The sequence below is a fragment of the Gardnerella sp. Marseille-Q9691 genome (assembly GCF_046507715.1).
GTDB lineage: Bacteria > Actinomycetota > Actinomycetes > Actinomycetales > Bifidobacteriaceae > Bifidobacterium > Bifidobacterium greenwoodii.
On record NZ_JBKFXI010000004.1, the window covers coordinates 29789 to 47447 of the forward strand.

Sequence of the window (17659 nt, forward strand, 5' to 3'; positions counted from 1 at the left end):
ATTCAAAGGAGAAAAAATGTCAGTCGCAACTCGCACCGTTACTATTGAAGACCCTGTTGGAATTCACGCTCGCCCAGCATCTGAATTTTCACAAGCTGCAATGGCATCAAATTGCACCGTAACAATCGCAAAAGGTGAAGGAGCTCCAGTAAGCGCAAACAGCATTCTTTCGATTATGGGCTTGGGCATTACTAAGGGAGATTCAATCACAATTACTGTAGACGGCGAAGATGCTGAAAATGTGGCAGCTAAGCTTGTAGAAGTAGTCACGAAAGGCGAATAATATAGAGTTAAGAAAGTAAATAAACGAGCAAATAAATAATATTCACTTTATAGTATTCGATTTGCGGTGCTGCTTATTATTAGCTACAGCACCGCACTCATTCGGGGGCATATATGGCAAATCAAACAAATCAGAATGCCTCCATTACTCATGTAGCGGCGCTCGCAAAAGTTTCAATCGCAACAGTATCTCGCGTACTTTCTGGCCGTCGAGCCAAAGATGACGATATTGCAAAACGCGTTAGAAAAGCTGCAGAACAGCTTAATTATTCAGTAAATTATGCAGCAAGCGCATTAAGAAGCGACACAACTAACACAATCGGCGTGGTAATAAGCACAAGCAACGTAGACGATTCGTTCAACGTAAACATGCTTTCCGCCCTGGATGAGGCAGCTAAGACAATAGACAAAATACTTCTTGTTGGCACTGGCAAAGACGCTGAAACGCAAGAAGAGCGCATTGAGGAGCTTATTGAGCACAATGTTGACAGTCTTATTGTTATACAGTCCAACAATATTGATTTAACAAAAATACTTGAAAACTACGTAAATAATCTTCCGATTGTGCAAATTGGAGGAACTGCAACTTCGTTCCACATTAACTGGGTTGGCATGGATCAAGAATCCATGATGGAAGCTGCTTTAATACATCTTTCACACCACGACGCGCACAATATTGCTTATTTAAGCGGAAATGTTGACTCCACACAAAGCGCAAACTTATTCGCTAATTTCCAGACTGCTGCAAGCCGATTAAGTCTACTTCCTGAGCCAGATTGGACGACTTTTGGCGAGCTTACTTATCAGCGTGGATTTAAGGATACTATGAGGCTCTTTTCCACTTCTGCAGCTAAGCAATCACGCAGACCAGACGCTATTATTTGCGCAAACGACGCCGTGGCAATGGGAGCGCTTTTGGCTTTAGATGAGCTTTCTTTAAAAGTTCCGCAAGATGTGCGCGTAATAGGTTACGGAGATAGCAGGCAGGCAGAAATATCTGAGCCTAAGCTTTCTTCAATCAGACCTCCATACCAACAGATTGCGCGCGAAGCTATTCGCTTAACCACTGTAGATAAATCTGAGCAGCATTGGCTTCCAGCACACATGGAATTTAGGCCAGAAATTATGCGCCGTGAGTCAACTAACGCGCCGAGAATAGGCACAAGCGATATGTCACTTCCGTGGCGAATATAGTAAAGCCCCTATGTTTTCTTTATAGAAGAGAGCAGAATAACGCTTCAAAAACAAGCGTTGCGTTGCCGTTCCTAGCCAAGCGCTTACGAGCTGTGGCAATGTTGTCAACAAAACCAAGCGCCTGCTTCACCGTTAGTTTTTTAGAAAGCTCTACAATCCCAGACTTGTATTCTTGATTTATTATTGGCGAAGAATCCTGCGCATTGTTAAGTATGACTAAAACGTCTCGATACACGCTGCTGATTGCGTCTAAAGAACGGCCTAATACGTCGCGACTTACGCGAGTAACTTTGCGCTTTACCTCATCTTTTTTACCGATTGCGTTGTAAGCTGTGCGCAATTTTGGCGCAATACGATCGCCCTCTTTTAAGCCGTTAATTCTTAAAAATTCTTTCTGCTGAGCTTCAACATTTCGCTGAACTTCGTCTTCTGCTTGAGCTTTTGCGTCCTCAATAAGCATTGCAGCAAGCATAATTGCGTCAGCAGCCTCATGCATGCGAAGCAATCCTGCAACTAACTCATCTCGCCTGCTTAAAGCACGCTCGTCGCTTGCGTAAATCAACGCGGTTTCTATATTTCCTTGAGAAAGTCTAGCTGCACGACCTGCTAACTCATTATCCGCATCCGTTTTTTTAATAAGATATTCTGCTACAGACTTCTCATCCGGCATAGCTAATTGCACAAGCTGCGTGCGCGAACGAATTGTTGGAAGCACATCTTTAGCGCTTGAAGCGCAAAGAAGCCAAATAGTGTGATTGCTAGGCTCTTCAATCTCTTTAAGAAGAACGTTTGTGCTGCGCTCCAACATTCTGTCAACATCTTCAATAATTATGATTCGCCACGGAGCAGTGCTAGGCATTTGTTCGGAAATTCCAATAACTTCGCGAACATCGTCAATGCTGAGAGTCACACCTTCGGTTGCAAGCGTATGAACATCCGGATGCGAGCCCGCTAAAACTTCTTTAGCAGTTTTACTAAGCTCTACTTCCCCACTAATATTTCTATTTGCATCTAAACAATCCGGGCTTTCGAGAGCAGCAGCAAAAGCGCGCGCGACTTGCACACTACCAAAGCCGGCAGCTCCGCAAATTAGCCAAGATTGGGCTATTTTACTGGCGTCCGCGCAAGCAACTTTTTGCAAACGCTTAATCACCTGCTCTTGGCCAACTACGTTATCCCAAACGCTCATTGCTTCACCCACTAAATTTCGTTTTACAGCATTTTATTTAGATTCAATTTGCGCAATTAAATTATTCACATCGCTAGAAATTAGCTCCGCTAAGGATTGTGCAGAACATGTTGCGTCTAATACACGATACCTATCTGCAGATTCCTGCGCTAAATCCAAAAAAGCTTCTCGAGTGCGACGCTGGAAATCAATTCCGGCTGATTCCATTCGATCCTGCTCACGATGCAAGCGCTCAAAAGCTGATTCCGGCTGCATGTCTAGCAAGTAAGTGCGATTAGGCCACAGAGAGTCAGTTGCCCACTCGCTTAAAGTTCGCACATCATCCATAGTCAATTCGCGGCCGCCTGCTTGGTAAGCAAGCGAAGAATCAATGTAACGATCTGTAATTACTACCGCTCCGCGGCTAAGCGCTGGGCGAATCACTTGAGCAACATGCTGAGCGCGATCTGCTGCAAACAATAAAGCTTCAGCCCTAGAGGACACAAAAGATCCGTGCAACAATATTTCTCGCAAAGACTTTCCAAGATCAGTTCCGCCCGGCTCGCGCGTCACTACAACTTCTCGCCCCAAAGATTGCAAATGCTTTTTCAGCGCCTCAACTTGCGTTGTTTTACCAACGCCGTCGATTCCTTCAAAAGAAATAAATAAGCCTTTATTTTCAGCATATTTCTCACTGTTGCAACCACAGTTTCCTCCGCAAGCGCAACCGCCTGAAAAATCACCATTCTTAGATGCCATATTTTGTGACTCCATATTTTGTGACTCCATATGCAAGGTCTATTTAATCTTTAGATTTCATTCCTATGCTTTTTTAGCGGTAGATTTCTTTGCAGTAGTCTTCTTTGTGGAAGTTTTCTTTGCTGTAGATTTTTTCGCAGTAGTCTTCTTTGCGGAAGATTTTGCAGCGCTCTTCTTGCGTTTTACAGGCCCTGCAGCGCGCTTTTGAGCCAATAGCGCAAACGCATCCTGAGGATCAATTGATTCAGGCGTGTACTGCTTCGGCAAAGTGCGATTCGTTTCGCCATCAGTAATATAAGCCCCATAGAAGCCATCTTTAATTACAACAGGCTTTCCAGTCTCAGGATCCGCACCGAGCTCGCGAAGAGGAGGCTTAGCAGCACCGCGAGTACGCTTACCGTACTTTGGTTGCGCAAACAAAGCCTTCGCTTCTTCTAAAGTCGTAGTAAAAATAGCGTCTTCACTAGCTAAAGAGCGCGTTTCTGGCTTAGAATCAACTTCAGAATAAGTCTTAGTTAAGTATGGGCCGTAACGTCCGTTGCTTGCCTCAATTCGAGCAAGTTTAACCACACCTTCAGCATCAACTTCTTCATACTCGCCAACCAAACGCGGCAAGTGCAAAAGCTGCAAAGCATCTTGCAAAGTTAAGGTTAAAGGATCCATAGTCTTAAACAAGGATGCCATTTTTGGACGCGACTTAGAAGACTTAGCATCTTCATCATCCTGAGAGTCAACTAAAGCAACGTATGGGCCAAAACGACCATTTCGCACTTCAACAGTGCCACCAGTTTCAGGATCTTTGCCCAACACTCGCGGACCTTCAGCATTGTTATCTAACAATTCTCGCGCAACATCCACGCTAAGCTCATCCGGAGCTAAAGTTTCTGGAAGAGATGCGTGTCGAGGATTACCCTCAGCGTCCAAATGCGTAGTATCTTCCAAATAAGGTCCGTAACGGCCAACGCGAACATGCAAGCCGTCACCAATATTTATAGTGTTGATTTCACGCGCGTCAATTTCGCCAAGTTCCGCAACCTGCTGCTGCAAACCAATATGCGCTTCGTCAGCAGACTTCGCAGAATCATCTCCAGAACCAAAATAGAATCTAGTTAGCCAGTCGCGACCGGTTTCTTCGCCGTGCGCAATCCTGTCCAAACCATTTTCCATATCCGCAGTAAACGCGTAATCAACATACTTTGGGAAGTTAGCTTCCAAAAGCTTGATTACAGCAAACGCAAGCCATGAAGGAATTAAAGCACGTCCACGCTCATACACGTATCCGCGATCAATAATCGTGGAAATAATCGTTGCATAAGTAGAAGGGCGACCAATTTCCTTAGCTTCCAGCGTTTTTACCAAAGAAGCTTCGGTGTATCTTGCAGGAGGCTGAGTTTCGTGAGAATCCGCACTAACACTTTTAGCTTCAAGAACATCACCAGATTGCATTTGAGGAAGCGCTTTTTCGCCTGCGCCATCACTTTCAGCTGCAGATGCGTTAGCAAAAACTTTCATAAAACCAGCAAAAGTAATTACTGTTCCAGAAGCTTGGAACAAAGCTTCACCATATTCGCCAGCAGAAGCGTTTAACTTAACTGTTGCTGTAAAACCAGTAGCATCTTCCATTTGAGACGCAAGAGTTCGCTGCCAAATAAGCGTATACAATTTAAGCTGATCTGCAGGCAATTTATCCGCCAGCTCGTCTGGGCTTAAGAAACGCGCTCCAGCAGGGCGAATACATTCGTGAGCTTCCTGCGCTCCTGCAGACGTAGTTGCGTACTGTTTAGGAGATTTAGAAACATACTCAGCGCCGAACGCTACCCTAGCAGCATTTCGCGCAGCCTCAATAGCCTCTTTAGAAAGCGTTACGGAATCCGTACGCATGTAAGTAATATAGCCGTTTTCGTATAAGGATTGCGCAGCTCGCATAGTTTGACGAGAGCTCATCGACAGGCGGTTTCCAGCAGTTTGCTGCAAAGTTGATGTAGTAAAAGGCGGCAAAGGACGACGGCGGTACGGCTTCGTTTCCATAGAGTCAACTACAAAATCTGAATTTTCAAGAGCTTTAGAAAGCTTGGACGCAAAATCAGCGTCAACGTGCAAAGCTTTCTGAGACTCACCTTTTGCAGCAACAAGCTCGCCTTTTGAATTGAAATCTTTAGAACCAGCCAAACGACGACCAGAAAGCTCGCTCATGCGCGCTTCGAAATCAACGCTTTTACCATCAGAGTCTTTAGAGCTCAAAACAGCACTAATATCCCAGTATGAAGCTTTCCTAAAAGCCATGCGCTCGCGCTCGCGCTCAACAATAAGCCTTGTTGCAACAGACTGCACACGGCCAGCAGAAAGACCTGGACCAACTTTCCTCCAAAGCACAGGAGAAAGCTCGTAACCATACAAACGATCCAGCACACGACGCGTTTCTTGCGCATCAACCATATTGCCGTCAACATTTCGAGTATTACTTAACGAAGCTTGAATAGCATCCTTAGTAATCTCGTGAAAAACCATACGCTTTACTGGCACTTTTGGTTTCAAAGCTTCAACCAAATGCCAAGCAATAGCCTCACCTTCGCGATCCTCATCAGTTGCCAAATACAGCTCGTCGGCTTTGGCGAGCGCAGACTTTAAATCGGCAACTGTTTTCTTTTTATCTGCTCCAACAACATAGTATGGGGCAAAACCATGATCAACATCTACGCCAAACTTACCAAACGCAGCTTTGCGTGAGGCTGGAACTTGGCTTGGTTGAGCGAGGTCGCGAATATGCCCCACTGACGCCATAACAGTGTATCCGTTACCCAAATACCCGCCAATTTTGCGCGCTTTCGTGGGAGACTCCACAATGACTAGCTTATGTTCAGCTGCCATATTCGCTCCTTTCCTAACACAATCAAACATACACGCATTAACTGTATGCTTCGCACTAACTGTATCTCAAGTTAAGCTGTACGTCTATTAAATTCCACCTCGGTGGATAAAAGCAGATAGAGTAGACATTTTCATGCAGCAGACGGTGGTGTTGGAGGCGCACCAACTAATCCAAGCCTGCCAAGCGGGGAAGCTGTAGAATGGCGCATTACCATAATCACGCCATAAACAAGCAAAGATGCACCAATAATCAGCCAATATGTTGCAGTATAAGATACAACAGCCGCCCACTGTGCAAAAATATCTACTCCTGGCAAAATTTGCCATATTAAATATAGTGAGTAAAGGCAAGCAAGAACACCCAAAGTAATCATAGAACTTCCTACAATTTGCACGCTAATTGAGGATCTTCTATACGCAGGCATGTCCATTCCGCTGCAACGCGTTAAAGCAAGCACAATAAGAGTTACTGCAGCAACTATTAGCAATGAAATAAGCACGTCTGAAGACCTATGCCAATGCCCTGCAACCAGTGAAAGTTGCACCAAAATAGTTATTACAGCGCTCGCAACAGCAACCCATGCGCGCCAAACTCTAGAAACAGTGCAAATAAGCAAAGCACAAGCCGCACAAATAAGTAAAGTATGACCAGAAGGTGCTGAGTTTGCCGACAAATATTCAATATTAATAAGCATTGGTCGAGGAAGAATCTTTTTTAAAGGTTCAGCAGCAGCGGCCAAAATAATAATTCCTGCGCACTGCCCAAGCAGCCACCAGCGTTTTCGAACACAAGCTAAAACTAAAGCAACTGCCGCAATAACAACACCAAGAATAATAACAACAAGTGAATTGCAAAGCGGTTTTAAGCAAGCAGATAACCATGCTGGCATTCCTCTAGAACCAAAACCATCAATTACCATTTCCTCGTAGCTTTGACCAAGTATTGTTTGCACGCTCACAAACCAAACGCCAACTGCAGAAACTAAAAATATGACTGCGAGCGCAACACACCATAATATTGTGGAAACGCGCGGGCGCTTAAGTAGAGGATCAGACTCGTCAACATCGTCTTCTTGTAAGGAAGAATTTTTACTTGATTTTGATTTTGAGTTCGTTTCTACGCCAGTTTCCGCACCAGTTTCTGCAATCTTCTTTGAATCTAATAGCTCGACTTCAGATTCATCGCTACTAGGCACTGCAGAAAAAGCCTTAACTTCTGGCAAGTCTGGAAGCTCTTCAATATCTTTCAAACTATTGGCGTTTAAGCCGTCATTTGTTCCTGTAAATTCTTCGCTCATACTTTAGACTTTACGACAGTCTCTATGACAGCGCGAGTTTTGCGCATAATAAAATTTGAATAAAATAAAACCTCCACGCACCCACCAGAGGCCACTTACCCTTGCTGCATTTCTGCCCTGGGGGGATTGGGTGACGTAGTGCCACGCGGAGGCTCTAACTATATTACACGATTTTCGCTACATGTCGAGTAGTAATAACGAGTAATAGAAAATAAAAGTCAACTAATAGCTACTATTAGCAATAAATTAGGCTCTCCAAACGCTTTTACCGCGCTCTTTTGCTTCTTCAACATCGGCATTAAGCTGCAGCTCATCCGCTTCAACTTCGCCAGCAATATAGCGCTCAACTAATTGACGAGCCTCGTTATCTTCATGCTGAACTGCAGGAGACTTCATAAAGTAGGAGCTTGGAGCCAAAATCGGGCCAGAAAGCTTACGGTCCAAAGCGATTTTTGCAGCTCGAACAGCATCGATAACAATTCCGGCAGAGTTTGGAGAATCCCAAACTTCAAGCTTGTACTCCAAGTTCAAAGGAACATCACCAAAAGTAGTTCCTTCCAGACGCACGAAAGCAAACTTGCGGTCATCCAACCAAGCAACGTAGTCGGATGGGCCAATATGAACATTATGCTCATCCATTTCGTGAGGAACGATTGAAGTTACTGCGCGAGTCTTAGAAATCTTTTTAGACTCCAGCCTTGAGCGCTGAAGCATGTTCATAAAGTCCATGTTTCCGCCAACATTTAGCTGGTAGGTGCGGTCTAAACGAACGCCGCGATCTTCAAAAAGTCGAGCCATAACGCGGTGAGTAATAGTTGCACCCACCTGGCTTTTAATATCGTCACCAATAATAGGAACTCCGGCATCGCGGAACTTTTGCGCCCACTCAGGATCGGATGCAATAAATACCGGCAAGCAATTTACGAAAGCGCAACCAGCTTCCATTGCAAATGTTGCATAAGCTTTATCCGCCTCTTCAGAGCCGACTGGCAAATAAGAAACAAGCACATCAACATGCTTATCTTTCAAAACTTGAGCTACGTCAACAGGCTCAGCCTCGGACTCATCAATCATCTCACGATAATAATCACCTAAGCCGTCGTAAGTAGGGCCGCGCATAACTTCCACACCCAAATTTGGCACGTCAGCAAAACGAATAGTATTGTTCTGCGAAGCTCCAATTGCTTCGCTTAAATCATGCCCAACTTTTAAAGAATCAACATCGAACGCTGCAACAAACTCAATATCGCGCACACGATACTGTCCAAAAACAGCGTGCATCAACCCTGGAATTTTCTCACCGTCATCAGCGTTTTTGTAATATTCAACGCCCTGAACCAGCGACGAAGCGCAATTACCTACTCCGGCAATGGCAACGCGGATGCTCATATAGACTCCTTGCCTGCAAAAAATCAGCGGCATTACGTTATGCCGCACTCATACACATTTCATAATACTATTTCCATAAGCATTATGTGCAATATGGGAGATTTTCAGTCGTTTCTACGCCGAAACATGTAATTTCTGTGAAAAATTCAATACCGGGCGCTACGGTGGAATGTATGGTTGTAAATAAAGCTGGAAGACGAGCGTCGAATTCGCGCAAAAACGAGCCAAGAAGCGTATCGTCACAATCACAAAAAAATACGAATATGCCAGCCTCTCTTCCACCTAGTGGACAAGGCTCATACGGCTCATATCATTCTTCAGGTTCCGGCAATAGCAACCGAGGATCAAGACGAGAACGCTCACGCGCATACACTCGTCAACAGCGCAGAAAGACTTGGCGCGGAAGACACCCTATTATTTTTTGGGCACTAATACTAATTTTTGTACCTATTTTAATTGGCGCAGCAATTTTTGCTTATATGTACGCAACTACTGACATACCTGCTCCTGACAAAGTTGCTATGGCAGATAAAACCAAGGTTTATTATGCAGATGGAAAAACAGAGTTGGGGTCTTTTGCTGAACAAAACCGTGAGATTATTAATTGTTCAGTTCTTCCTAAATACGTTGGACAGGCAATAGTTGCTTCAGAAAACCGCTCCTTCTACCAAGATGGCGGAATTGATTTTAAGGGAATTGGCCGCGCTCTTATTCATAACGTTACTAAACGTGGTCGCTGGGGCGGCTCTACCATTACACAGCAGTACGCTGAACGCTACTATCTTGGCGAAACTAAAACTTATCTCGGTAAACTTCACGAAGCTATTTTGGCTTTGAAAATCGCTCAAACACAAGATAAAGATACTGTTTTATGCAATTACATGAACACTATTTATCTTGGACGCGGCGCTTATGGTATTCAAGCGGCAGCAAAAGCTTATTTCGGCGTAGAAGCTAAAGATCTGACATTATCTCAGGCAGCTCTTTTGGCGGGCATAATTCCTGCTCCAAGTAGTTGGGATCCTGCAATCGGCCCTAAAGAAGCCAGCATTCGCTTTAAGCGAGTGATGAAAATTATGAAAAAAGACGGTTATATTACGGCTTCTCAGGCAGCAAAAGCTAAGATTCCAAAAACAATTACACAAACTACGCAAAATATGTATGCAGGTCCGCAAGGCTACTTACTGCACATGGTTCGCGACGAGTTGACTAGTAATGGCGCTTTTAGCCAGGAAGATCTCGATAGCGGCGGATACCGTATTATTACTACGATTGATAAGTCTAAACAAGATTTAATGTTTAATGTTGCAAGCCCTTCTCAAGGCGGACGTGGGATTGTGCCGCAAGGATTGCAAATTGGCGGAATTTCCGTAAACGCAAAAGACGGCTCGATTATTTCGGTTTATGCAGGCGACGACTATTTAACAAAACAGTTAAATAACGCAACTCAAGCACTTTATGAGCCTGGATCTACAATGAAGCCTTTTGCTTTAATTGGCGCAATTCAAGCAGGCACGAGTCTTGACACAATGTTCAACGGAAATTCGCCGCGCAAGTTTGACGGTATTGAAAAACCTGTTGGAAACTTTGCAAACGCAAGCTATGGCATGATTAACTTGTATAAAGCAACTGCAGATTCCGTCAATACGGTCTATATGGATTTGCAGAGTAAACTTGGCGCTAAAAAAGTTGCGCATACAGCTGTTACTGCAGGACTAAATCCTAAGAGAGTTAATGGTAAAAATCCGTTTACTGTGCTCGGTAATGATTCTGTACATGTAAGCGAAATAGCGCGCGCTTACGCAACTTTTGCTAATCAAGGCAGACGCCCAGATTTGCATATTGTTGCTAGCGTAAAGAATCCTGATGGCAAAGAGTTTTATCGTGCGCCAACTGTTGGAAAGCAAGTTTTCTCGCCAACAGATGCTGCATTAGCCACAAAAGCAATGGTTGGAGTAGTTCAACACGGTACTGCAACCGAGGCTAGATCAATCGGAAGGCCTGTAGCTGGTAAATCTGGAACAGCAAACGACGAAACCGCTGGAAGCTTCGTAGGATTTACGCCTAATATTGTTACGGCTTTTGCAATTTGGAATCCAGACGCAAATGGCAGCCCGCAAGTAATTAAGCCATTCCACGGGTATCTTGGCGGAAGCGACTACCCTGTTCACTTGTTTACTAGGTACATGCGTCAAGCTGTAGCAGGAACTCCTGTTGCTAAATTCCCTGAAGTAAAAGATACTGGTAAGATTGGTGGGCCGGACGGCACGTGGGGCTTAGGCGATCGACATGCTTACACTCATGATGAAGATGAAGAAGATAAAAATAAGGACAAAGATAAAGATAAGGATAAAGATAAAGACGATTTAGACCCTGACCATATTAATCGTTCAGATAATCCGTGGGATAGCTATACAAATAGCGGAAACTACGGAAATAGTTACAGTGGAAGCTACGGAAATTCGGAATCTGGAAACACTGGCGAAAGCCAATCCGACGCTTCTACGCCACACAGCGGGCAGTAATTACAGAAAGTATAAGGAATCATAAATAGTGGAACAAAAAACTGAAAAATCAGAAAAAATTACAAACACACAATCGAGCAAGAATATTTTGCGTGCGGTATTTTGGGATATGGATGGCACGCTTATTGATTCGGAACCGTATTGGCACGAGTCTGAATTTTATTTAGTAGAAAAATACGGCGGATATTGGGATGAAGATTTAGCTTGGAAATGTTCTGGCGGATCTTTGGAAACAGTTGCAAATAAAATGATTCCTTCCGGAACTAAACTTACCGTAGAAGAAATCGGCAAAGGAATGGTAGATTACGTTGCAGCTCGCGAAGCTGAACGCGTTCCGTGGATTCCAGGAGTTCTAGACCTTCTTAAAAGCCTCACAAATGCTGGTATTCCTTCTATTTTAGTCAGCAATTCGCCGCGTTGCCTAGTAGAAAATATTGTTAAGCATGCTCCAGAAGGCGCTTTTGCTGGATACGTTTGTGGCGACGATGGTTTTAAGCCTAAGCCAAGCGCTGAGCCATATTTGGCTGCTGGAAAAATGGTTGGTATTTGTGGAAGCGAGGAAGAAATCGCTGAACAAATGGCTCACTGCGTAATCATAGAAGATTCTTTATCTGGTCTTACTGCTGCAGTTAATTCTGGAGCTACTGTAGTTGCGCAAACTGGTTTTTCGCGCGCAAATATTTCCGAAAGCAAGCACCACGCTGAGCTTAATGGATATGAAGGCGTGAGCGCAAAAACTCTTGAAAATATTGTTATTAAACGCGCCAAGCGCGCCAAAGAACAACAGATTTCTCGTCTTTAATTGCGTTATTATCACTTGCGTTTTCGTACTCTGATGACGAATAAGACGACGGCAAAGCTCGGCGCTCAGTGCGAATATCTCGTCTCCAGCGCCGAGCATTACGCGAACGCTGCATTTCCACAATGTCGCCATCTGCGTTTGCAGCAAAAATATTGCGCTCTGAAGACTCTGCAGCTTCTGTTAAATGACGAACTTGCCTTTTAAGCTGTCGATTTTCTTCTTGCAGATCCAGAATTTGCATAATTCCAGCTAAATTGATACCTTCATTTTGACTTAAATGCTGCGTTTGTACAATTCTGCTTATATCTCTCAAAGAGTATCTGCGAGCGCCACCTTCTGTGCGCTGAGGCATGATTAAACGCAAACGATCGTATTGGCGAAGGGTTTGCGGATGAGTATTGGTAAGGCGCGCTACATGGCTGACGGTAAATATTGGCAAATCGATTGTAAAACCTACTTCGTCCGCGCCGTCAAGCGTTGCACTACCACGCACTAAAGCAACTGCGCACATTTCATACAGTGCTTTAGTTTCACGCGTTATAGGTGTCATAGCACGCCTTCCTTTACTTTACTTTTACTTTTACTTTTCTTAATTTATTTTTACACTATTTTTGTCTCAAATTATTAATTTCTTCCGCGTAAGATTCGCCGGCAGTCTTATCAAATTCTTTTGCTACACGCTTAAGCAACATATTTGCTCGTTGTGGCAGGCGAATTTGCACAAGACCAACGAAATCGCCATTTGCTCCCGGAACTCCAGCGCCTTTCACACGAACCTCATCTCCGCTAGATGAGCAAGCTGGAACTTTAAACGTAACAGGATTACCATCTACGTCATTAAGCGTAACTTTTGCACCATGCACAGCTTCACTTAAAGTTACCGGAAGAGTTGCGACCAAATCGTTTGCGCGCAAAGTGAATTTATTAGATTCTTCTACATGAACTTGTAGGTACAAATCTCCTGCAGAACCGCCAAATCTTCCTGGCTTTCCTTTACTCTTTAAACGAATTTTTTGACCGTTTTTTACTCCGGCTGGAATATGCGTTTTAAAAGTCGATCCGGCTGCACGCAGCGAAACAGTAGCACCCTTAAATGCCTGCTTAAAAGTGAGTTTAATATCTGTTGTTATATCGTCACCTTTTGTAGGCACATTTTGGTTTTGCGCACTTTCGTATTGCTCGTCTCCAAAACTGTTCGCGCTTTGGAATCCAGACGCACCAGAATTTTGACGTCCACCGGCAAACATGGAGAAAATATCACCCATATTTGGACCAGCGCCACTACTTGCGAAACGAATGCGCGAGCCGTTTCCGCCCATTCCGCCCATGTTGCCCATACCGGCTCCTCCATTAAACATGGAGAAAATATCCGAGAAGCTTGACGCATCAAATCCGCCTGCTCCCCCGGCACCACCGGCAAAACGAGCACCTCCTGCACCAAATTGACGAATAGCATCGTAGCGTTGACGCGTTTGGCTATCTTTTAGAACATCATAAGCTTCAGAAACGTCCTTAAACTTTTCTTCAGCTTCTTTTGTTTTGTTCAAATCCGGATGATACTTACGCGCTAACTTACGATACGCTTTAGCAATCGTTGCTTCGTCAGCGTCTTTGGAGACACCTAAAACTTTATAAAAATCTTTAGCTAACCACTCATTTTCAGCCATTTGTGCCTCCTTTCTTTACAAGCACATTGGCTATTTCGCTTTTTGACCAAATATAGCCTGCTCGTGCCAACTCTTATGAGCTAGCACGAGCAAGTTACGCAATAAAGTTACAACTAAGAGTTTCGTTAGGAATTACTTGGTGAAGAAACGACCACACGAGCTGCGCGAATAACGCGATCTCCTATGCGATACCCCGCCTCAACCACAGCGTCCACAGTTTCTTTTGTAGCGTCTGGATCAGGACGATGTAAAACAGCATCGTGCTTGGTCGGGTCAAAGTCTTCGCCTTTTTCGCCGAACTTTTCTACGCCAAACTTCTCAAAAGCCTTATCGATCTTGGTTGCAACAGCCTTAAATGAATCATCCATTTCGCTGTGCTCGCGAATACGGTCAATATCATCCAAAGCTGGAAGCAATGCTGTTAGCACGTCGATAATTCCATGCTGTCTGAAACGATCCTGCTCTTTCGCAGAACGATTGCGGAAGTTAATAAACTCTGCTCGCTCGCGTTGCAACGCTTCTAAGTATTCAGCAGCCTCTTTTTTGGCTTTACCTAAAGGCGTTAAACTGCTGTCGTCTGCATCTTTACTATCTTTCGATTCAGAAGATTCAGAAGAATTTGCGACATTTGCAGAATCTGCGGAATCCGCAGAAACGTTAGCATCAGAATGCTCGTCAGCTTCCGTTTCTGCACGATTCACGTTTTCAGCTTGCTCTGAAGATTGTGCAGAAGTCTTCACAGAATCTTCTGCAGGTTTTACATCCAGCGAGTCAGAATCTTCCATTCCTTGCAAATATTCGTTGGTGTTGAACTCGGACATTACTTGTTGTCCTTATCGTCCTTGTCGTCGTCCACCACTTCGGCGTCAACCACGTCATCATCCTTAGAGGCAGATTCAGCACCAGCATTTGCACCAGCCTGAGCACCAGCAGCAGGACCAGCTTGAGCACCAGCAGCGCCCTGCTGAGCGTAAAGCTGCTGACCAATCTTCTGAGCAGAAGTCATCAACTCACTCTGAGCAGACTTAATCTTCTCAACGTCATCACCCTTCAAAGCTTCCTTCAAAGCGTTCACCTTTTCGGTAACTTCCTTGGAGATTTCGTCGGAAAGCTTGTCTTTATTGTCGTTCACAAGCTTTTCAGTTTGGTAGGCAAAAGCTTCTGCCTGGTTGCGAACTTCAGCTTCTTCCTTACGCTTCTTATCTTCAGCTTCGTGAGCTTCAGCTTCCTTCACCATGCGATCGATTTCGTCCTTTGGAAGGCCAGAACCACCGGTAATAGTCATGGACTGCTCCTTGCCAGTGCCCTTATCCTTAGCGGAAACGTGCACAATGCCGTTAGCGTCAATATCGAAAGTGACTTCAATCTGAGGAACGCCACGAGGAGCTGGAGCAATACCAGTCAACTCAAAAGTACCGAGAGGCTTGTTATCGCGAGCAAACTCACGTTCACCCTGGTAAACCTGAATCAACACGGATGGCTGATTGTCTTCAGCAGTGGAGAATACTTCCGAGCGCTTCGTAGGAATTGCAGTATTGCGGTCAATAAGCTTAGTCATAATTCCGCCCTTGGTTTCAATACCCAAGGAAAGTGGAGTTACGTCAATAAGCAGAACGTCTTTGCGGTCTCCATTAATAACGCCCGACTGCACAGCTGCGCCAACGGCAACAACCTCATCCGGGTTCACAGACTGGTTAGCTTCCTTACCACCGGTAAGTTCCTTTACCAAATCCTTCACAGCTGGCATACGAGTAGAACCACCAACAAGAACCACGTGATCAATCTGGCTTACGGAAATTCCAGCGTCAGAAAGCACGTTGTTAAATGGAGTACGGCAGCGGCCAAGCAAGTCGGAAGTCATTTCCTCAAAGTGAGCACGAGTCAAAGTTTCATCCAAATGCACTGGAGTGCCGTCAGGAGTCATTGCCAAGTACTGCATAGAAATTGAGGTGGAAGTAGAAGAGCTAAGCTCCTTCTTTGCTTGCTCAGCAGCTTCCTTCAAGCGCTGCAAAGCAATCTTATCCTTGCTCAAATCAACGCCGTACTTGTTCTTAACTTCGCCAACGAGCCAGTCGATAATCTTCTGATCCCAATCGTCGCCACCCAAGTGGTTATCGCCGTTAGTTGCTTGCACCTGAATTGTGGAGAAGCCGTCGTCATCCTTACCAATTTCAAGCAAGGACACATCGAAAGTACCACCGCCCAAGTCGAATACCAAAATGCGCTCGTCTTCCTTGCCTTTTTCAAGACCGTAAGCCAAAGCTGCAGCAGTTGGTTCGTTAATAATACGAAGCACGTTCAAGCCTGCAATCTTACCTGCGTCCTTAGTTGCCTGACGCTGAGCATCGTTGAAGTATGCTGGGCAGGTAATAACAGCATCGGTTACAGGCTCACCAAGGTAGGCTTCTGCATCGCGCTTAAGCTTCATTAAAACCTGAGCAGAAATCTCTTGTGGAGTCCACTTCTTGCCATCAATTTCAACAGTCCAATCAGTGCCCATGTGGCGCTTTACAGAGCTAATAGTGCGATCAACGTTTGTTACAGCCTGACGCTTAGCAACTTCACCAACCAGAATTTCGCCTGACTTGCTAAATGCCACAACAGATGGTGTAGTGCGAGCGCCTTCAGCGTTCACAATAACGGTTGGGCTACCGCCTTCAAGAGTAGCGATGCAAGAATTAGTTGTACCCAAATCAATACCTACTGCACGTCCCATAATTTCTCCTTAACTAGGTATTGCACATTTTGTGCAATTACGTTTTCTTTTAAGTTTTGTAGTTACGTAAGCTGAGCTTTATTTAGGTTCCTTTTTGGAAACTAGGTAAATCATCAGCTTTTTTACTTTCCAAAACTTGAGCCTACTACACTCAACTTATAAAAGTCAACTTTTATTCCCAAAAATTACAAAAAACTTTATACAACTAGACTCAAGTTTTGTAAGATGTGCAAAATATAAGAAAAAATTCACATGCCAAACTTAAAACGACGCAAAGAATTATCTAATGCGTTGTAGCGCGCTAAAACGCCAATAAGCGGCGTGCCAATACCTGTTATGAGTTTGATTGCTTCAGTTGCCATCATTGCGCCTACAATAGCCGCAGTCGCGCCCAATACCGCCGATTTTGGCACAGTTTCTTTAGGCGGAGGGCAAGGGTACAAGTCCCGCAAGCACGGCCCCTCTCCAGGCATAAAAACGCTTACTTGACCTTCATAATAAAGAACCGAGCCATAAACTTCCGGCGTTCCTGCGCTCCACGCGGCATCCGCAATCAAAAAGCGCGTAGCGAAATTATCACAACCATCAATTATTAAGTCATGATTTTCTACAAGACGCTTCGCGTTATCTTCATTAAACCTAGGTATGAGGTTGATTTTTAATCCGGGAGATAGTGCTTGCAGACGTTTAGCTGCAAGTTGCGCTTTAGATTGGCCACACTGATCAACAGTGTACAAAGTCTGCCTTTGCAAATTAGAAAGCTCAACAACGTCGTCGTCACAAATTGTGATTTCTCCAACTCCTGCTGCAGCAAGCGAAAGCAGGCATGGAGAACCAAGTCCACCAGCACCAACCATGCAGATTTTTGCATTTCGAAGTAATTGTTGATGCTCAAGAGTAAAGCCCGGCAGGAGCAAGTGGCGGCAAGTGCGCTCCGCCTCAAGCTCCTGCAGGTTGTCGTAAATTTTATTAATCGTCATGCTTAAATAAT

At 44.6% G+C, this 17659-nt stretch carries 14 protein-coding genes and 1 other RNA gene; 4 read left to right on the forward strand and 11 right to left on the reverse strand.

Annotation, left to right across the window (positions count from 1 at the left end):
* Positions 1–16: 16 nt before the first annotated feature.
* Both ACLD6A_RS06110 and ACLD6A_RS06115 read left to right on the forward strand, forming a co-directional pair.
* Positions 17–283, forward strand: coding sequence for an HPr family phosphocarrier protein (locus ACLD6A_RS06110; protein WP_019260531.1), 267 nt, complete (start codon positions 17–19; stop codon positions 281–283).
* Positions 284–396: 113 nt separating this feature from the next.
* Entirely contained in the window at positions 397–1476 is a 1080-nt protein-coding gene (locus tag ACLD6A_RS06115; protein ID WP_410313848.1) for a LacI family DNA-binding transcriptional regulator, read from the forward strand.
* A 19-nt stretch (positions 1477–1495) separates the two neighbouring features.
* Here ACLD6A_RS06115 and ACLD6A_RS06120 read toward each other — a convergent pair whose 3' ends face one another.
* From ACLD6A_RS06120 to ACLD6A_RS06145, 6 genes are all read right to left on the reverse strand, one after another.
* Positions 1496–2665 (reverse strand): DNA polymerase III subunit delta', encoded by a 1170-nt coding sequence (locus ACLD6A_RS06120; protein ID WP_410313849.1) that lies wholly within the window; start codon positions 2663–2665, stop codon positions 1496–1498.
* Between the two features lie 33 nt (positions 2666–2698).
* Positions 2699–3403, reverse strand: a complete 705-nt coding sequence (gene tmk / locus ACLD6A_RS06125; protein WP_410313850.1) for a dTMP kinase — start codon at positions 3401–3403, stop codon at positions 2699–2701.
* 63 nt (positions 3404–3466) lie between these two features.
* Complete coding sequence (gene topA, locus ACLD6A_RS06130) at positions 3467–6271, reverse strand: type I DNA topoisomerase (protein WP_410313851.1); 2805 nt, start codon at positions 6269–6271, stop codon at positions 3467–3469.
* 131 nt (positions 6272–6402) lie between these two features.
* Positions 6403–7569, reverse strand: a complete 1167-nt coding sequence (locus tag ACLD6A_RS06135) for a phosphoesterase (protein ID WP_102695230.1) — start codon at positions 7567–7569, stop codon at positions 6403–6405.
* 61 nt (positions 7570–7630) lie between these two features.
* Positions 7631–7727, reverse strand: an RNA gene (gene ffs / locus ACLD6A_RS06140) — signal recognition particle sRNA small type.
* Positions 7728–7815: 88 nt separating this feature from the next.
* Positions 7816–8958 (reverse strand): inositol-3-phosphate synthase, encoded by a 1143-nt coding sequence (locus tag ACLD6A_RS06145; protein ID WP_410313852.1) that lies wholly within the window; start codon positions 8956–8958, stop codon positions 7816–7818.
* Positions 8959–9131: 173 nt separating this feature from the next.
* On the opposite strand from ACLD6A_RS06145, the gene ACLD6A_RS06150 reads away from it, so the two are divergent.
* On the forward strand, positions 9132–11483 hold the full coding sequence (locus tag ACLD6A_RS06150; protein WP_410313853.1) for a transglycosylase domain-containing protein: 2352 nt from the start codon (positions 9132–9134) through the stop codon (positions 11481–11483).
* Positions 11484–11511: 28 nt separating this feature from the next.
* Positions 11512–12285, forward strand: coding sequence for an HAD family hydrolase (locus tag ACLD6A_RS06155; protein ID WP_410313854.1), 774 nt, complete (start codon positions 11512–11514; stop codon positions 12283–12285).
* On the opposite strand, the gene ACLD6A_RS06160 is transcribed toward ACLD6A_RS06155, so the two are convergent.
* From ACLD6A_RS06160 to ACLD6A_RS06180, 5 genes are all read right to left on the reverse strand, one after another.
* Entirely contained in the window at positions 12239–12835 is a 597-nt protein-coding gene (locus tag ACLD6A_RS06160) for a heat shock protein transcriptional repressor HspR (protein WP_410313855.1), read from the reverse strand. The two genes, ACLD6A_RS06155 and ACLD6A_RS06160, sit on opposite strands and share 47 nt — an antisense overlap.
* A gap of 55 nt (positions 12836–12890) precedes the next feature.
* Positions 12891–13952 carry a DnaJ C-terminal domain-containing protein gene (locus tag ACLD6A_RS06165; protein ID WP_410313856.1) on the reverse strand — a complete coding sequence of 354 codons (1062 nt, stop codon included), beginning with the start codon at positions 13950–13952 and terminating at the stop codon, positions 12891–12893.
* Positions 13953–14077: 125 nt separating this feature from the next.
* The gene (gene grpE / locus ACLD6A_RS06170; RefSeq protein ID WP_410313857.1) at positions 14078–14773 is read right to left on the reverse strand and encodes a nucleotide exchange factor GrpE; all 696 of its coding nucleotides are present in this window, start codon (positions 14771–14773) and stop codon (positions 14078–14080) included.
* Positions 14773–16668, reverse strand: a complete 1896-nt coding sequence (gene dnaK / locus ACLD6A_RS06175) for a molecular chaperone DnaK (RefSeq protein WP_410313858.1) — start codon at positions 16666–16668, stop codon at positions 14773–14775. Before dnaK ends, grpE begins: the two co-directional genes overlap by 1 nt.
* Before the next feature lie 248 nt (positions 16669–16916).
* Entirely contained in the window at positions 16917–17648 is a 732-nt protein-coding gene (locus ACLD6A_RS06180; protein WP_410313859.1) for a HesA/MoeB/ThiF family protein, read from the reverse strand.
* Between the last annotated feature and the right edge of the window lie 11 nt (positions 17649–17659).